The organism is Allobosea sp. GW822-FHT03F07 (assembly GCF_058801345.1).
Window position 1 is genome coordinate 158,197 of sequence record NZ_JBXAND010000003.1, and the last position, 16,893, is coordinate 175,089.

At 67.6% G+C, this 16,893-nt stretch carries 17 protein-coding genes; 9 read left to right on the plus strand and 8 right to left on the minus strand.

All coding sequences use genetic code 11. The features are described from left to right. Positions 1 to 173: 173 nt before the first annotated feature. A complete protein-coding gene (locus AC1RMY_RS12105) occupies positions 174 to 695 on the plus strand; it encodes a DUF6101 family protein (RefSeq protein ID WP_492864721.1) in 522 nt (173 codons plus the stop codon). A 4-nt stretch (positions 696 to 699) separates the two neighbouring features. Here AC1RMY_RS12105 and ubiA read toward each other — a convergent pair whose 3' ends face one another. Both ubiA and AC1RMY_RS12115 read right to left on the minus strand, forming a co-directional pair. Continuing rightward, on the minus strand, positions 700 to 1,671 hold the full coding sequence (gene ubiA / locus AC1RMY_RS12110) for a 4-hydroxybenzoate octaprenyltransferase (protein WP_492865303.1): 972 nt from the start codon (positions 1,669 to 1,671) through the stop codon (positions 700 to 702). A 19-nt stretch (positions 1,672 to 1,690) separates the two neighbouring features. Next, on the minus strand, positions 1,691 to 2,152 hold the full coding sequence (locus tag AC1RMY_RS12115) for a hypothetical protein (protein WP_492864722.1): 462 nt from the start codon (positions 2,150 to 2,152) through the stop codon (positions 1,691 to 1,693). A gap of 240 nt (positions 2,153 to 2,392) precedes the next feature. Here AC1RMY_RS12115 and AC1RMY_RS12120 point away from each other — a divergent pair, with 240 nt between their 5' ends. The 4 genes from AC1RMY_RS12120 (at position 2,393) to AC1RMY_RS12135 (ending at position 6,346) form a co-directional block, all read left to right on the plus strand. After that, the gene (locus AC1RMY_RS12120; RefSeq protein WP_492864724.1) at positions 2,393 to 3,139 is read left to right on the plus strand and encodes a 16S rRNA (uracil(1498)-N(3))-methyltransferase; all 747 of its coding nucleotides are present in this window, start codon (positions 2,393 to 2,395) and stop codon (positions 3,137 to 3,139) included. A 176-nt stretch (positions 3,140 to 3,315) separates the two neighbouring features. Then, complete coding sequence (locus AC1RMY_RS12125; protein WP_492864726.1) at positions 3,316 to 4,485, plus strand: carboxylate-amine ligase; 1,170 nt, start codon at positions 3,316 to 3,318, stop codon at positions 4,483 to 4,485. A gap of 174 nt (positions 4,486 to 4,659) precedes the next feature. Continuing rightward, entirely contained in the window at positions 4,660 to 6,039 is a 1,380-nt protein-coding gene (locus tag AC1RMY_RS12130; protein WP_492864728.1) for a glutamate--cysteine ligase, read from the plus strand. A 133-nt stretch (positions 6,040 to 6,172) separates the two neighbouring features. Beyond that, the gene (locus AC1RMY_RS12135) at positions 6,173 to 6,346 is read left to right on the plus strand and encodes a Flp family type IVb pilin (RefSeq protein ID WP_492864730.1); all 174 of its coding nucleotides are present in this window, start codon (positions 6,173 to 6,175) and stop codon (positions 6,344 to 6,346) included. A 30-nt stretch (positions 6,347 to 6,376) separates the two neighbouring features. Here AC1RMY_RS12135 and AC1RMY_RS12140 read toward each other — a convergent pair whose 3' ends face one another. After that, entirely contained in the window at positions 6,377 to 7,258 is an 882-nt protein-coding gene (locus AC1RMY_RS12140) for a LysR substrate-binding domain-containing protein (RefSeq protein WP_108044861.1), read from the minus strand. A gap of 170 nt (positions 7,259 to 7,428) precedes the next feature. Between AC1RMY_RS12140 and AC1RMY_RS12145 the strand changes: the two genes are divergently transcribed. After that, positions 7,429 to 7,830 (plus strand): DUF1127 domain-containing protein, encoded by a 402-nt coding sequence (locus tag AC1RMY_RS12145; protein ID WP_492864732.1) that lies wholly within the window; start codon positions 7,429 to 7,431, stop codon positions 7,828 to 7,830. 71 nt (positions 7,831 to 7,901) lie between these two features. Here the strand turns inward: AC1RMY_RS12145 and AC1RMY_RS12150 are convergent, their stop codons facing one another. The 3 genes from AC1RMY_RS12150 to AC1RMY_RS12160 form a co-directional block, all read right to left on the minus strand. Then, complete coding sequence (locus tag AC1RMY_RS12150) at positions 7,902 to 8,831, minus strand: DUF937 domain-containing protein (protein WP_492864734.1); 930 nt, start codon at positions 8,829 to 8,831, stop codon at positions 7,902 to 7,904. Next, complete coding sequence (locus tag AC1RMY_RS12155) at positions 8,828 to 10,213, minus strand: MATE family efflux transporter (protein ID WP_492865304.1); 1,386 nt, start codon at positions 10,211 to 10,213, stop codon at positions 8,828 to 8,830. Before AC1RMY_RS12155 ends, AC1RMY_RS12150 begins: the two co-directional genes overlap by 4 nt. 62 nt (positions 10,214 to 10,275) lie before the next feature. After that, positions 10,276 to 12,135 (minus strand): monovalent cation:proton antiporter-2 (CPA2) family protein, encoded by a 1,860-nt coding sequence (locus AC1RMY_RS12160; RefSeq protein WP_492864736.1) that lies wholly within the window; start codon positions 12,133 to 12,135, stop codon positions 10,276 to 10,278. A 219-nt stretch (positions 12,136 to 12,354) separates the two neighbouring features. On the opposite strand from AC1RMY_RS12160, the gene ispH reads away from it, so the two are divergent. From ispH to rnhA, 3 genes are read left to right on the plus strand one after another with little or no spacing between them, the layout of a single operon-like run. After that, a complete protein-coding gene (ispH, locus tag AC1RMY_RS12165; RefSeq protein ID WP_492864737.1) occupies positions 12,355 to 13,320 on the plus strand; it encodes a 4-hydroxy-3-methylbut-2-enyl diphosphate reductase in 966 nt (321 codons plus the stop codon). Positions 13,321 to 13,344: 24 nt separating this feature from the next. After that, entirely contained in the window at positions 13,345 to 14,310 is a 966-nt protein-coding gene (locus tag AC1RMY_RS12170) for a homoserine kinase (RefSeq protein ID WP_492864739.1), read from the plus strand. Beyond that, the gene (gene rnhA, locus AC1RMY_RS12175; protein ID WP_492864740.1) at positions 14,307 to 14,753 is read left to right on the plus strand and encodes a ribonuclease HI; all 447 of its coding nucleotides are present in this window, start codon (positions 14,307 to 14,309) and stop codon (positions 14,751 to 14,753) included. Before AC1RMY_RS12170 ends, rnhA begins: the two co-directional genes overlap by 4 nt. Before the next feature lie 12 nt (positions 14,754 to 14,765). On the opposite strand, the gene AC1RMY_RS12180 is transcribed toward rnhA, so the two are convergent. Both AC1RMY_RS12180 and AC1RMY_RS12185 read right to left on the minus strand, forming a co-directional pair. After that, positions 14,766 to 15,050, minus strand: coding sequence for an acylphosphatase (locus AC1RMY_RS12180; protein WP_492864741.1), 285 nt, complete (start codon positions 15,048 to 15,050; stop codon positions 14,766 to 14,768). Between the two features lie 37 nt (positions 15,051 to 15,087). After that, positions 15,088 to 16,671, minus strand: a complete 1,584-nt coding sequence (locus AC1RMY_RS12185; RefSeq protein WP_492864742.1) for a winged helix-turn-helix domain-containing tetratricopeptide repeat protein — start codon at positions 16,669 to 16,671, stop codon at positions 15,088 to 15,090. Positions 16,672 to 16,893 lie beyond the last annotated feature (222 nt).

The window sequence follows — 16,893 nt, forward strand, 5'->3', positions numbered from 1 at the left end:
TCATGCATGAAACAGGCCATTGGGGCCATTGGAAGGCACAAAACACCCTCCTTTAACCGAACCCTTTAAGCGCTCGGAGACGCCCGGGACGCAATTTCGCTTGGCAAGCACGAGAGCCCCGAACTTCACAGAGGGCTCCGTAGCGGCAGGGATTAGAGAGAGGCGTTAAATCGATGGCCAGAGTCACGCCGGCCGCCGGGGAATTCGGTTTCATGCCGAATGGCCTCGGCGGCGCGACCGACCCCGCGACCGTTCCCAGAAACCCGATGCCGGTTCAGCCGGACGCGCCCCGCATCGAGCGGATCGGTTCCGTGCGCATCCTGCGCGGGTCAGCCGGCTGGCGCGGTGTCGCCTTGCGGCTGGCCAATGCGACGGGTGAGGATCAGGTCTTCCAGCTCGCGCTGACCGCCGGCGATGGCCGGTCAATCACGGTCGCGACCGTGGATCAGGACGATGCCGTGGCGCTCTGGCGCGATTGCGGCCGGGCCAGCGGCATGCCGCTGCTGCTCGAAACCAGCGACGGCGAGATTTCCGAGCCCTTCCCGCAGATCGGCCCGCTCGCGCTGGGGTCGACCCGGGTCAGGCGCCGCCATGCCTTCCTCAATGGCCGCCGCCCGCGCTTCCTGATGCGGCGCAAGCCCGGAAAACTCGCGGAGCGCCCTGTCGTCCTCGGTGGCGACAGGCTGACCGACTGACGGGTCAGACCTGCAGTGCGTAGCGGCCGAGCGCGTCCAGCGCGAGGCCGGCTGCGAGGAGCAGGCCGGCATGCCAGTTGGACCGGAACAGGCCTAGCGCGACCGGCGAAGTCGCGCCCTTGAGCTTCGAGACCTGCCAGCCGAGATGACCGGCGAAGGCGGCAAGGCCGGCAAAGGCGATCGGCCCGCCGCCCGCGGTCCAGATGGCGAGCCCGGCCAGCACGACCGCGATCGCAAAGCACAGCGCGATCGCCTCGGGGCCATGATCGCCGAAATAGCGCGCGCTCGACTTGATGCCCGCGATGACGTCGTCCTCGAGGTCCTGCATCGCGTAGATCGTGTCGTAGCCGACGGTCCAGACCACGGCCGCAGCGTAGATCAGGTAGGCTGGAGCGTCGAGCCGGCCCGACACCGCGCTCCAGCCGAGCAGACCGCCCCATGAGAAGGCGAGGCCGAGCACGAATTGCGGCAGGTTGGTGATCCGCTTCATGAACGGATAGATCGCCACGATCACGAGCGAGCAGATGCCTGCGACGATCGTGAAGCGATTGAACTGCATGAGCACCGCGAGACCGACGAACGACAGCCCGACCATGAAGAGCGCTGCGCCCTTCACCGTGACCTGGCCGGACGGCAGCGGGCGCCCGCGCGTGCGCGCGACCTGCGCGTCGAGCTTGCGGTCGACGATGTCGTTGAAGGTGCAACCGGCACCGCGCATCACGATCGCGCCGACCAGGAAGAGCAGGCAATGCCAGAGATTGGGCAAGTGCTGGCCGGTCGCGATGGCCGCGAGCCCTGCCGACCACCAGCATGGCAGCAGAAGAAGCTGCCAGCCGATCGGACGTTCGATGCGAGCGAGCTTGAGATAGGGGCGAAAACCCCTCGGCGCGCGCGTATCGACCCAGTGGCCGGTCAGCGCGTCAGGTAGCGGAGCGTCCGGCCCCGGTCCGATTGTCGCAGGCGCCGGCTTTTGCATGATGGTCACGCCCTAGAGCTTAAAGCGCACCCTGGGGAACGCGCATGCCGCCACCCGTGATGGCGTCGCCGCCGCCGAACGGGTTGCCGCCGCCCTGCGCCTGCTGCTGCGCCTTGCGCATCATTTCCGCCTGCTGCTTCACCGCGTTGCAGGCCTGGTTGCGAATTCCGGCGGCCTTCTGATTGTCGGCCTTCATCCCGTCGATGAAGGAGGCCGGAATCTGACACCAGTCCTGATTGTCGGTAGCGAATTTGACCGTCGCCGAGCCGTTGCTGACGAGCTTGCCCAGCGTGCTGCAGGCCATCTGCGGCGAAAGCTTCTGCTTGGATTTCTGCGCGGCGTTCAGCGAGGCGACGAGCGACTGGCGTTCCTGCAGGAGCGTCTGCATCTGCTCGCAGCCCGAGGCCTGCGCCCGCGCGGGAGCGGCGTCGATCAGGGCCGCTGCTGCGAGACCCATCGTCGCGATCACTCCGGAAGCCATCCTCAGCCGCATCTCGTTCCGCTCCGAATTGCCTGCGCGGGCGCTTGCGTCCCTCCGCGATTTCCTTACCAGCAAGGCTGTGTTAGCGCCAAGGACCATTGCGAGTCCACGCTGCCTGCCAGTCAGCGCCTGCCGATAGACTGGGATTGTGGCGGTTTTCGCGCGAGGCGGCCCTGCCGGCGGGTTGTCCACACCCACGCTGGCCTGATCGTTCCATCTCCGCAGGAGTTCGTGCCGCCAATGTCGATTCCCGATTTTGCCCGTTACCGGCTTTTTCTGGAGCACGACCTCGCCGAGGGTGCGCGGCTGCCTCTGCAGCGTGAACAGGCGAATTATCTCCTTACTGTGCTCAGGATGAAGCAGGATGACACCGTGCTCGTCTTCAACGGGCGCGATGGCGAATGGCTGGCCGCGATCTCGGTCGAGGGCCGCAAGCAGGCTAGCCTGACGATGGTGAAGCAGACGCGTTCACAGCCGCCGGCGCCCGATCTGCACTATCTCTTCGCGCCGCTGAAGCATGCCCGGCTCGACTACATCGCCCAAAAGGCAGTCGAGATGGGGGCTGGCGTCATCCAGCCCGTCCTGACGCGCCGGACCCAGGTCTCGCGGCTGAATTTCGACCGCATGCGCGCCAATGCCGTCGAGGCGGCCGAGCAGTGCGGGATCCTCTCGCTGCCCGACATCCGCGCCGAGCAGACGCTCGATGCCGCACTCGCCGCGCTCGAACCCGGACGGCTGCTGGTTTTCTGCGACGAGGCGATGGCGCAGGAAAGCCCTGTCGCAGCGCTTTCTCGCGCCGAGCCGGGGCCGCTCGCCGTGCTGATCGGCCCCGAAGGCGGCTTCGACGAGGCCGAACGCCAACGCATCCTGGCGCGGCCGGCGACGCTGCCGATCTCGCTCGGCCCGCGCATCCTGCGTGCGGACACTGCGGCCGTGGCCGCCCTCGCGCTGGTGCAGGCCGTGCTCGGCGACTGGCCGAGAGGCTAGTCCAGCCGACGGAACGTCACCCGGCCTCCGGCGTTTCCCGCTCATGCTGGGGACGCATTCTCGACTCATTCGGGGGGTGTCTGGCGCGCTGGCCCCCAAGGCCGCCTGCCGGTGATTCATCGCCTGCAGGACAGAACCGACCTGCCCGAAGCGATTTGCCTGACGAGGATGACGCCATGAAGGAAGCCTGCCGCTTCGGAATCGAGGAGGAGTATTTCCTGTCGGATGCCGGGAGCAGGGGGATCGTGCGCAAGGTCTCTCCGGCTTTCATCAAGGAGGCCCAGAACGCCTTTCCCGACGAGGTCCAGCGCGAGATGCTGCAATCGCAGATCGAGGTCGCGACTCCGGTCTGCGAATCGATGGGTCAGGCGCGACGTTCGTTGACGACCCTGCGCACGGGGCTGGCCGGCCTGGCTCTCGAGCACGACATGCTGCTGCTGGCCTGCGGCACGCACCCCAGCGCCGCCTGGTCACGCCAGCGCGCCACCGATGCGGCTCGCTACGACACGCTGATGCGGGACCTGCAGATGCTCGGCAGCCGCAACCAGCTCTGCGGCCTGCATGTCCATGTCGAGGTCAAGGACGAGGATGAGCGCATCCGGCTGATGGCGCGGATCATGCCGTATTTGCCCCTGCTGCTGGCGCTCTCGACCTCCTCGCCCTTCTGGCAGGGCAGGCGCACCGGGCTGATGGGCTACCGTCTCGCCGCCTATGGCGAACTGCCGCGCACCGGCCTGCCGGACCTATTCAGCGATCCCGAGGACTACCGCACCTATCTCGACACGATGGTGGCCGCCGGCGCGATCAAGGACGCCAGCTACATCTGGTGGGCGATCCGCCCCTCCGAGAAGCATCCGACCCTGGAACTGCGGATCGCGGACAGTTGCACCCGTCTGGAGGATACGCTCGCCATCGCCGCGCTCTATTGCTGCCTGATCCGCCATCTGCTGCGCCGGCCGGGGCTCAATGCGAATTTGACGGCGGCCTCTCGGGCCATCGCGGCGGAGAATCTCTGGCGCGCCCAGCGCTACGGCATCCATGGCGGCCTCGTCGATGCTGAGAGCCGCAGCATGCGCAGCGTGCCGAGCCTTCTCGATGATCTTGTCGCCGAGCTTGCCGAGGACGCGGCGGCACTCGGCTGTCAGGCTGAACTGGCGACCTGCCGCCAGATCGCAGGCCTGGGCACGAGTGCCGATGTCCAGCTCGCTGTTTATGAAGAGGCGCGCATCCGCGAGGGCGGGCAGGCGGCGGGTCTCGCTGCCGTCGTCGACTGGATTGCCTCCGAGACCCGGCTCGATGCGACCGGCTGGGGTACACAGGAGGTGCGTCGGCGCGGCGCCGCCTGAGCACAACCGGGCGGCGACTTGCACCAGCCGTTCGTCGATTGTCCGTCAATGCGTGGCGGAGGTCGTTGTCGAGCGTTCCGCGCTCGCCTATGTCTGGCGCTCCTGGAGCCTGATCCCCTGCGTCACACGGCGCGGACGGAAGCCTGGCCGCCTTGTTTCTCTGCCGGAGCGCCCATGGCTCGTGATGTGTCCGATTCGACCCCGATCGGTTCCAAGGACGAACTGATGTCCTGGCTCGCCGCCGGCGAGAAGCCGCCTTCGGCCTTCCGGCTCGGCACTGAGCACGAGAAGTTTCCGTTCTATCGCGACGATCTTTCGCCGGTCCCCTATGAGGGGCGGTCCGGTGCGGGCGGCATCCGCCACCTTCTCGAGGGCATGCAGGCGAAGCTCGGCTGGGAGCCGATCGTCGATGCCGGCCACATCATCGGGCTGGCCGGCCCCGATGGCGGCGGCGCGATCTCGCTGGAGCCCGGCGGCCAGTTCGAGCTCTCGGGCGCTCCGCTCGAGACCCTGCACCAGACGGCCGCCGAACTCGCCGAGCATCTGGCAGACGTCAAAGCGGTCGCGGAGCCGCATGGCATCGGTTTCGTCTCGCTCGGCCATTCGCCGCTCTGGACGCGGGTGCAGACCCCGGTGATGCCCAAGGGCCGCTACAAGATCATGGCCAACTACATGCCGAAGGTCGGCACGCGCGGCCTCGACATGATGTTCCGTACCTGCACGGTGCAGGTGAACCTCGACTTTGCAACCGAGGCCGACATGGTCAGGAAGCTCAGGGTCTCGCTCGCCCTGCAGCCGCTGGCGACGGCCCTCTTCGCATCCTCGCCCTTCACCGAGGGCCAGCTCAACGGCTTCCAGTCGATGCGTTCCGAGATCTGGCGCGACACCGACAACGCCCGTTCCGGCATGATTCCCTTCGCCTTCGACGAGGGCATGTCCTACGAGGCCTATGTCGACTGGGCGCTCGACGTGCCCATGTATTTCGTCAAGCGCGGCGCCATCTACCACGATGTCGCCGGCGCCTCCTTCCGCGACCTGCTCGCCGGCAAGCTGGCGCAGTTGCCCGGCGAGAAGGCGACGATATCCGACTGGGCCAACCATCTCTCGACGCTCTTCCCCGAAGTCCGTCTCAAGCGCTTCCTCGAGATGCGCGGCGCCGATGCCGGCTCGCCCGAGATGCTGAACGCGCTGCCGGCATTCTGGGTTGGACTGCTCTACGACGCCTCGGCGCTCGACGCGGCCTGGGATCTGGTCAAGGGCTGGAGCAACGAGGAGCGCCAGGCGCTGCGCGATGCCGTGCCGAAGCAGGGCTTGTCCACCAGCATTTCCGGCCGGAAGCTGCGCGATCTCGCTTGTGAAGTGCTGGCCCTGTCGCGTGCCGGGCTCATGCGCCGCGCCCGAAGGAACAGCGCAGGCGCCGACGAAGCTGGTTTCCTCGATCCGCTCGATGCGATCGTGGCGGGTGATCGCACGCTCTCGCAACGCCTCGCCGCGCGCTATCGCGCCGAGTGGGACGGCCGGGTCGAGCCGCTGTTCTCTGAATTGGTGTTATAGCGGTCGCGGCGTTCGCATAGGTCGTGGGGCGACTCGGGCCTCGTGAACTGCCGAGCTCGCGAATTCGGTGTCCAGAGGGATTCGCGTTGCCGCATTAACAATTTGGCGGGATTCGCGCGCTATCGTCCTGACCATGCGTCAGATTGCCGCCCGATTTGTAACATTTGCCCGTGACGAACGCGGCGCGACGGCAATTGAGTACTGCTTCATCGCCATGCTGATCTCGGTTGCGGCAGTCGCCGTCATTACCCAGATCGGCATCAATGTGAGCGAGTTGACTTCACGCGTCATGGAAGGCTTCCGCTGAACCGGCGGTGCCCGTTCGATCTTGGTCGTTCTATTCCGCCGCCGTCTTGAAGCTCGCGAGGTTGTCCAGGCTCTGGATGATGTGCTCTGCCAACGCGTTTGACAAAACCGACGGATCGAAGCGGGTCCGCAGCAGCCCGATCTTGCAGGATGGCAGCGTCGCATAGCCCTCGGACGGTCCGAGTATCCGCATGCCAGGCCTCACCGCGCTTTCCGGCAGCACGGAAACCGCAAGTCCCGCGACGACGGCGGCGCCGACCGCGGTCGAGTTCCAGCTCGCATAAAGCACGCGGAAGCGTCGGCCCTTGGTCTCCAGCGCATCGACCGCCGCCTGCCGCCAGTTGCAGGTCGGCCGCCCCAGGGCGAGCGGCAGCGGGTCCTCCTCATGGACGGCATGGCGCGCCGAGGTCACCCAGAGCAGCGGCTCGATACGGATGATCTCGCCTTGGCCGCGGCTCTCGACATGGGTGATGATGGCGAGGTCGATGTCGCCGGTGGCGATCCGCTCGGCCAGCATCGGCGTCGGCTCGCAGACGACCGTGACCTCGGCGCGCGGATTGGAGCGGGCGAAGCGGGCGAGAATTTCCGGCAGATAGCGATCGGCATAGTCGTCGGGCACACCCAGTCGGATGCGGCCCTTCAGATCGGCATCGGTGAAACTCGCCACGCATTCGAGGTTCAGCCGCACGATGCGGCGGGCATAGTCGAGCAGCCGCTCGCCATCCTCTGTCAGCTTGGCGTGACGGCCGTCGCGGCCGAAGAGCGGCCGGCCGACGCGCTCCTCCAGCCGCTTCATCTGCATCGAAACCGCCGACTGGGTCTTGAAAACGATCTCGGCGGCACGGGTGAAGGAGCCGGTATCGGCGATCGCCACGAAGGTCTTGAGCTGGTCGGCGTCGAGCACATGCGCCATGGCGGCCCCTCACATCGGTTCATCAATATCCGTGTTGTGAAGCATCATAAGCATTCGTTTGGCTTATGGCCAGAGCAAAGCTACCGTTTCGTCAGTTTCCGGTCCTTGCCAGCGGTGCGTCCAGGCAAGGTCGGGGAATGCCCGTCGCTTTTGAACCACAGGAGGCCGTCATGCTGCTCATGACATTCGCAACGAAGTCGCTCTCGTCCGTTTCGGCCGGCGCCACGCGTGTTGCCGCCCTTGGTTTCACGCCGATCGTGGCCATCGTGAAAGCCCTGATTCACCGCCGAGAGGTCCTGCGCCTCGGAGAACTCGACGAGCGCAGCCTGAAGGACATCGGGCTCATCCGTTCCGATCTCGACGGCGCGCTCTCCGTGTCCTGGCTGTCGGACCCCTCCGTGGTGCTGGCCGAGCGCTCCAGCGCTCGGCTGGGCGCCGCGGAGACGCGCCGCAAGGCCGGCGTTCATCAGGCCTTGACGGCGCAGCAGAGCATCAAGCCTGCAGCCATGTCATCGTCCCAGCCCCTGGCCTTGCAGGCCAAGGCCGTCAATCCGGTTGCGTGCGGCGCCTGACCCCTTGGGGCTGCACGTTCCTGCGGGCGGAAGCTTCGTGCTTCCGCCCTTTTTCATGGCGCAATCGAGGGTCAGCGCCCCTTCTGGCCGCCGAACATCGTATCGAAGATTGTCTTCAGCGCGTCCTGATGGCTGTCCTGCACCTTGCGGCCATGCTCGAACATCTGGTTCAGCGCATCGAGCCCGATCGAGCCCGGCCCGGTCTGCGAGGTGGAGGGCGCCTCGTCCTCAGGTTCGGGCTCGGGCTCGGGCTCAGGAGCGCGACGCGGGGAGGGGGCCGCGCGCGGTTGCGGCTCGGCTTGCGGCGCCTGCCCGCCCAGCATTCCCGTCAGTATCTGCCCGAGCATGCCGCCCATCTGGTCCATACCCATCTGCCCGCCTGGCATCTGGCCGCCGCCGAAGGGCCCGCCACCCTGCGTCTCGGCCTTGGTCGGCGCCTGCGCATTGCCGAACATGCCGCCGAGGATCGCCTCCAGCGGGTTCGTCGGAGGCGCCTGCTGCGGTGCCGGTGCCGGCTGCATGCCCGGCATCTGGCCTCGCATCATTTCCGAGAACTGACCGAGGATGCCGCCCATGCCCTGGCTGTTCATCGACTTGAACAATCCGCCCATCACCATCGAGGCGATGATCGGCAGCATCTGCTTCAGCACCGCCTGGCCGACGCCGCTCGTCGCCGCCGCTTGCGCCGCGACTGCATTGCTGACCTCCTTCGATCCGAAGAGCTGGCTCAGCACATCGTTGCCGGCGTTTCGGGCATTGTCGGGAATGCCGTCGCCATTGGCGTCGAACATCCGGCCGAAGGGCTGCGCCGTCATCATCTGCGCCAGCGATCCGAAGGCGTAGGGGTCCTGCGTCTGGCGCTGCAGCCCCATCGAGAAGGCCGGCAGGAGGGCGTCGATCGCGGCCTGCGTCTGCTGCTGGCTGAGGCCGTATTGACGGGCGAGGTTCTGCATCGCCTGGCCGTTCTGGGCCTGCTGCATCATCTCGAAGAGGTTCATCATGGCGTGCCTCCGGCTGCTGCGCGGTCTCTCGCCGCCTGCATCGGGACGATAGCAGCGTCGGGGGGCGAGGCAAGCGGCGCAACCCGGGTCGCGATCCGCTCCAGCCGGGCGACGCCGCGATAGGCGAAGACCAGCGCGAGGATGCCGAAGGCGACGGCGCCCAGCGCCGATCCGACCAGCGCGCCTTGCGGCCCGGCATATTGCGCGCCGAGGAAGGCGAGCGGCATCGTGCCGAGCGTCGCCCGGCCCCAGCTGAACAGCGTCGACATGAAGGGCATGCCGAGATTGTTGAAGGCGGCGTTGGCGACGAAGAGCAGCCCGACGAACAGCCACATCGGTCCCGCAATCAGGCAGAAGAACATCACCAGCTCCGCCGTCAGCCCGGTCGCGCCGAAGGCGGCGACGATCGGTCCGCGCAGCAGCGCCAGTGCGAGCCCCGCGACGACGACGCAGCCGATCCCGAACAGCGCCGAGGCCGTCAGGCCGCGACGCATCCGGTCGAAGCGTCCCGCGCCCCAGTTCTGCGCCAGAATCGGCCCGACCGCCCCCGTCAGCGCGAAGAGCACGCCGAAGGCGACCGGGACGAGCCGGTCCATGATGGCGAGCGCGGCAATCGCGGCGTCACCGAAGCGCGCGAAGATGCTCGCGAAGACGGCGTTGGCGATCGGGTTGGAGAGGTTGGTCAGGATCGCCGGCCCCGCGATCAACAAGGTCCGAGGCGTATCCTGGCGCAGGCCCGCGAGGCTCGGCCGCGCGACCATGCCGTGGACGCAGATGGCGCCGTGCAGCCCCGTCGCCACCATGATGACGCGCGAGGCGACGATGGCCCAGGCCGCCCCGTCCGGCCCGAGTCCGAGCCAGAAGATGAACAGCGGATCGAGGCCGGCGGTCGCCAGCCCTCCGCCCAGCGTCACGAACATGGCGCGGCGAGCGTCGCCGACTGCCCGCAGCACGCCCGACGCCCCCATGCCGACAGCCATGAGCACATTGGAGGGCAGCACGATCCAGAGGAAGGACAGCGCGACGCGATAGGATTCGTCATGCGCGCCGAGCAGGTGCAGCAGCCAGGGCAGGCAGGGGAGGGCGACGGCGCTCAGGACGAGGCCGGCGAGCGCCATCAAGGTCAGCGTCGAACCCGCCAGCCGCCTCGCCGCTCCTCTGTCGCCTGCACCGAGCGCCCGCGCGGTCAACGCCCCGACCGCGATCATCAGCCCGATATTGATCGAGATCATCAGGTAGAGGACGATCGTGGCGAAGCCGACGCCGGCCGTCGCTTCCGGCCGACCCAGCCACGAGACGTAGAGCAGCGACAGGAGGTCGACCAGGAAGATCGCCATCAGGCCGATCGCCCCCGTCCCGGTCATGACCGCGACATGGCGCATCAGCGAGCCGCTGACGAAGACGGCCTCCTTCGAACCGGCGGCCTGTGAATCGGCGCGCGCGTTCACCGCTCGGGCTCGCCGACGCCGCCGACCGCGACTTCGGCCCCGCCATCTTCGATCACCTCCTGGGTCTCCGCCGTCAGCGCCTTCGATTTGCCCTTCGGCTTCACCAGCGGCTCCGGCGTGACGCGCGGCACCTTGGTCAGGCCGGCGGCGATGCCCTCGTGGAACTGGATCTCCATGCGCTGCGCGTCGCGATCGCGGACATGCTCGATGACGAGGCTGGCCTCGTCATAGGTCAGGCCGAGCCCTTCCAGCGTCACGCGGCCGAAGCCCAGCGCCGACTCGAAGGTCTCGCGCATCTGGTAGTCGACATCGGCCTTCATCAGGTCGATGGCGTGAACGCGATCATAGGCGCGCGCATGGATGCGTGCCTGCGGGAACTCGGCCTTGGCCATCTCCACCATCCGCAGAGCGGCATGCCGGTCGTCGATGCAGACGCAGATGATGCGAGCTTTCTCCGCACCCGCCGCGCGCAGCACATCGAGCCGCGTTCCGTCGCCGTAATAGATCTTGAAGCCGAACTTGGCGGCGGAGCGGATGCGCTCGACATCGGAATCGATGATCGTCACGTCGATATGCTGGAGCAGCAGCGCCTGGGTGACCACCTGCCCGAAGCGGCCGAAGCCGACCACGACGACGGAGGCCGTCCCCGCGTCTGAAAAGTCCTCCTCGATGACCTCCTGCGTCACGCGCGCCAGCAGCCAGGCGTCGATCAGCTTGGCGACGACCGGCCCGATCAGCATCGAAAGTGCCGCCAGCGCCGTCGCGACGGCGGCCTGCGGCGGGGCGAGCAGCCCGAGCGAGACGCCGAGCGGCAGCAGCACGAAGGCGAACTCGCCCGCAGGCGACAGAAGCGCGCCGGCGCGGAGCGCTTCCATGGTCGAGGAGCAGGAGACGCGCAGGATCGTCGCGGCGACGACGATCTTGAACAGCACGAGCAGGGGCGCGGCCACTGCGAGCAGCAGCGCATTGTCGAGCACGAGCTGCAGGTCCAGGGACATGCCGACCGCCATGAAGAACAGCCCGAGCAGCACGCCGCGAAACGGCTCGATATCGGCCTCGAGCTCGTGCCGGAAATGCGATTCCGCCAGCAATACGCCCGCGAGGAAGGCGCCCATCGCCATAGAGAGTCCGACTTGTTCCATCAGCAGCGCCGCCCCGAGCACGACGAGCAGGGCGGCTGCCGTCATCACCTCCTTGGCACCGGCCTTGGCCAGGATGCGGAAGAACGGGTTCAGCACATAGCGCCCGGCCAGCACGATCGCGGCGATTGCGAGAAATGCGAGCCCGATGCCGGCCGCCGTCCCGCCGGGGCCGCCGGCGGCGCCGCCTGTCGTCGCCAGCAGCGGCAGCAGCGCGAGCGCCGGCGCGATCGAGATGTCCTGGAACAGCAGGATCGAGAAGGTACGCCGGCCATAAGCCTCGTGGCCGTCACCGCGCTCCTCCAGCACCTGCAGGGCGATCGAGGTTGCCGAGAGCGCCAGCGCCAGGCCGACCGCCACGGCACCGCCCGCCGACAGGCCGAACCACCAGCCGACGCCGCCGATCACGAAGGCGCTCAGCGCCATCTGCGACAGGCCCGCGCCGAGGATGTCCTTGCGCATCGAATAGAGCCGCGACGGCTGCAATTCGAGGCCGACGAGGAAGAGCAGCAGGACGACGCCGATCTCGGCGACGCCGCGGATCGTATCCGGATCGCGGATCAGCGCCAGCACGGACGGGCCGATCACGATGCCCGCCGCCAGATAACCCAGCACGGCGGACTGGCCGAGCTTGCGGAACAGCGGCACGGCGACCACCGCGCCGGCGCAAAAGGTCAGGATCGGCGGCAGGTAGCTGGTGTGGGAGGCGTCGGCCATGGCTTGCCCTGGTTGGAGTGACGTGCTCGTTTGGCGGAGGTCGTCGGCACGCCGCAGGCGCGCTGGCCGGAGCGCGCAATCTAGTGTGTCGTAGCCGATCCTGCGAGGGCTTCGCCGCGGCTTGGGCCGTGACTGGCGGACATGGCCCGCGACGCCGCCATTCCTTGACATCGCCGGCCCGACGCCGAAAGAAGGCGCGACGTCCATCGGATTTCTTTCGTGACCAAGCCGCGGCTCGACATTCTGCTTTGCGCGCCGCGCGGCTTCTGCGCCGGCGTCGTGCGTGCGATCGACGCGGTCGAGAAGGCGCTCGCCCTGCATGGTGCGCCGGTCTACGTCCGCCACGAGATCGTCCATAACAAGTACGTTGTCGAATCGCTGAAGCGGAAGGGCGCGGTCTTCGTCGCCGAGCTCTCCCAGGTTCCCGACGCGACGCGGCCGGTGATCTTCTCGGCGCATGGCGTGGCGAAATCCGTGCCGGCGGAGGCGAACCAGCGCAACCTCTTCGCCATCGATGCGACCTGCCCGCTGGTGACCAAGGTGCATCGCGAGGCCGAGGTCCACCACAAGCGCGGCCGCCACATCCTGCTCGTCGGCCATGCCGGCCACCCCGAGGTGATCGGCACCATGGGGCAGTTGCCGCCGGGCGCGATCACGCTGATCGAGACGCTCGACGATGTCGCGACGCTTGAGCCGCCGGCCGGCAAGCCACTCGCCTTCGTCACGCAGACGACGCTCTCGGTCGACGACACCCGCGAGATCGTCGAGGCGCTGCAGCAGCGTTTCCCGGAGCTGATCGCCCCCCACAAGGAGGACATCTGCTACGCCACGACGAACCGGCAGGAGGCGGTGAAGCGCGTCGCTCCGCTGGTCGAGGGGCTGATCGTGGTCGGCTCGCCGAACTCGTCCAACTCCCAGCGCCTGCGCGAGGTCGCGGAGCGTGCCGGTTGCCCGGTCGCGCGGCTCGTGCTGCGCACCGACGAGATCGACTGGTCGGTCTTCGGCAACATTCGCAGCCTCGGCATCACCGCCGGCGCGAGCGCGCCCGAGGTGCTGGTCGAGGAGATCATCGACGCCTTCGCGGAGCGCTACGAGGTCCGCGTCGAAACCGTCTCGACGGCGGACGAGAATGTCTTCTTCCCGCTGCCGCGCGAATTGCGCGACGCGCCGGCTGCGGCCGAGTAAGCATCCACCCGAAAGAGCGAAGCCTTGGCCGTCTATACCGAAGTCCCTGATGACGAGATGGCGGCCTTCGTCGCGCGCTATGGCATCGGCGATCTGCTCTCCGCCAAGGGCATCGCGGAAGGCGTCTCCAACTCCAACTTCCTGCTGCACACGACCCAGGCCTTCTTCATCCTGACGCTCTATGAGGAGCGCGTCGATGTGGCCGATCTGCCCTTCTTTATCGGCCTGATGGAGCATCTCGCGCAGCGCGGCCTGATCTGCCCGCAGCCGGTCAAGACGCCGGATGGGCAGGCTGTCGGCCGGCTGGCCGGCCGCCCCGCCGCGATCGTTACCTTCCTGGACGGGCTCTCGGTGCGCCGCCCCAACGCCATGCATTGCGGAGAGGTCGGGCGCGGCCTCGCGCTGCTGCATCAGGCGGGCGCCGATTTCGCGATGTCGCGGGTCAATTCGCTGTCGGTGCCGGGCTGGCGCCCGCTCGCCGACCAGGCCGGCGCTGCCGCCGACAAGGTGTCGCCCGGCCTGCTGCAGCGCCTCCATGCCGAGATCGCGGTGCATGAAGCGAGCTGGCCGCGGGATCTGCCCGGCGGCGTCATTCATGCCGACCTCTTCCCCAACAACGTCTTCTTCATCCAGAACAAGCTTTCCGGCCTGATCGACTTCTACTTCGCCTGCACAGACGCCTTCGCCTTCGACCTCGCCATCTGCCTGAACTCCTGGTGCTTCGAGGCGGACAACTCCTTCAACCTGACCAAGGGCCAGGCTATGCTCGCCGGCTATGAGAGCGTGCGCCCGCTGACGAAAGGCGAGGTCGACGCTCTGCCGCAGCTCTGCCGCGGCTCGGCCCTGCGCTTCCTGCTGACGCGGCTGGTCGACTGGCTGAACGTGCCGCCGGGTGCGCTGGTCAAGCCGCACGACCCGCTCGAATACGACCGCAAGCTCGCCTTCCATCAGCGCGTCGCCGACGCCCGGGACTATGGGCTGAAGCGATGAGCGATACGGTCGAAGTCTGGACCGACGGCGCCTGCTCGGGCAATCCGGGGCCTGGCGGCTGGGGTGCGATCCTGTCCTACAAGGGCAAGGAGAAGGAGCTCTCCGGCGGCGAGGCCATGACCACCAACAATCGCATGGAGCTGATGGGCGCGATTTCGGCGCTGGAGACGCTGACGCGGCCCTGCACCGTCGCGCTCCACACCGACAGCCAGTATCTGCGCCAGGGCATCACCGCCTGGATCCATGGCTGGAAGCGCAACGGCTGGAAGACCGCCGATAGGAAGCCGGTCAAGAACGAGGAACTCTGGAAGCGCCTCGATGCCGCACTGGGCCGCCACAAGATCGAGTGGAAATGGGTCAAGGGCCATGCCGGCGACGAAATGAACGAGCGCGCCGACGCCTTGGCGCGGGCGGGCATGGCGCCGTTCAAGCCAGGACGCTGAGGGCGCAGCCTATCAGATGCTCGGAGCGATGAAGAACGCGTCACGGGTCTGAGCCAATAGCGAGGCTTCGGCCTCACGCCGGCGGATGTCGTCGACCCGGGCGCCCCGCGGCCCGTTCATCGCTTCGGCAATCAATCCCTCGACGCTCTCGGACGGTCCGGACAGCACGGCTTCCACCGTCCCATTGGCCCGATTCCGCACCCAGCCGGTCACGCCGGATGCAAGCGCGCGCCCGCACAGCCATTGCCGATACCCGACGCCCTGAACCAGCCCGGAAATGACGATGTGTAGATCCATTTCGAGTCCTCCTACACGTCGACGGCCGGTCGGGCTCTCACTCCGGCAACCCGGCTTTTCGCAGGCCATCCGCGAACGTCGCGAAATCCTCCGGTCGGTGGATCGGGAGCCAGTCCTTCATGTTCGAGATGCGCAGCGTGGGATCGAGCTGGCGCAGATGCTCCATGGCCCGCTGCGCCGGCTCCATCCGGCCGGCCAGCGCATGGCTCGCCGCGATGATGCAGCCCACCATCAGAAAGCTCGGCAGGTTCATGAACGCCTTTTCGGCCCATGACGAGGCGATGTCGAAGCGCCCGGCGAACAGATGCGCCACGGCCATTCCCGCCTGCATGCGATACAATTCCGGGTCCAGCGGGCTCAGGCGCATGGCCTTGGCGAAATGCGCGATCGCCGCCTCCGTCTCCCCGTGCCAGACCCTCAGATAGCCGCCGAGGAACCAGGCCGCCGCCAGATTTGGATTGAGCACGACCGCCCGGTCGAGCAGGGCGATGCCGGCGTCGAGGTCGCCCGTGAGATGGGCGAGCGCATGGCCGCCCCTGGTGAGCGCCACCGCATCGTCCCGGCCGAGCTCGACGGCTCTGCGGGCCAGCCGGGCGCCTTCGGCGGTCTCCTGTGCGCGATCAGTCATCCAGCCGTTGACCCTGCGCCAGAAATAGCACCAGGCCGCCATGCCATAGGCCGAGGCGAAATCCGGATCGAGCGCGATCGCCTGCTCGAGCAGCCGTAGCCCCTCGCCGATCGCCTCCCTGTTGCCCTGCTGCAGGTTCGCGATCCCGCGCAGATAGCAGTCATAGGCGTTGAGGCTCGTGGTCGGCGTCCGCTGCGCGCGTTCGATCTCGGCGCGCTCCAGCTGCGGCGCCATCGCGCCGACGACGCTCGCTGCGACCTGGTCCTGCAGTTCGAAGATGTCGTCGAGCGTGCCCTCGAAGCGCTCGGCCCAGAGATGCGCGCCGGTCGTGGCGTCGATCAATTGGCCGGTGAGCCGGACGCGGGTGGCGGCCTTCCGAACGCTGCCTTCCAGCACGTAGCCGACGCCGAGCTCGCGGCCGACCTGCTTCACATCGACCGCCCGCCCCCTGTAGGTGAAGCTCGAATTGCGGGCGATGACGAACAGCCAGCGCAGGCGCGACAGAGCCGTGATGATGTCCTCGACGACGCCGTCGGCGAAGTAGTCCTGCTCCGGGTCGCCGCTCATGTTCTGGAACGGCAGCACGGCGATGGAGGGCTTGTCGGGAAGAGCCAGCGGCGGTGCTGACGCGGTGCCCGACGCGGCCGGCTCGGGCTTCGCCGCATCGCGTCCGCCGGGCGACGGCGCTTCCTCGACCTCGGCGACGAAGCGGAACCCCTTGCGGGCGATCGTACGGATCAGCCGCTGCTCCTCGCCGCTGTCGCCGACGGCCTTGCGCACCGCGTTGATATGGCTGGTGAGAGTCGACTCGGAGACGATCCGGCCACCCCAGACGGCGTCCAGCAGGTCGTCCTTGCTGACGACGCGCTCGCGGTTGCGCACGAGATGGGCCAGGAGGTCGAACACCTGCGGTCCGATCGCGATGACCTCGCTGCCCCGCGTCAGCTCCCGTCGCTCGGGGTCGAGCACATGGCCTTCGAAGAGAAATTGCACGTCGGTGCTCCGTAACCCGATGGCGATTGGCAGACCTTCGATGCGGCTGCCGCGACCTGCCACTGGGTAGGCAGTTGATAGCATGGCGCCCAGATCCGGGCACAGCTCCCGGTGCGGCTTCTCATCAAGGAGAAGCCGATGGGATCTCGGTGCTTTTGGACGGTCCGCCAAGGGAAATTCAATCTCGGCTCAAGGTCGCGGCAAGGTCTTCCGGCCTGCTCG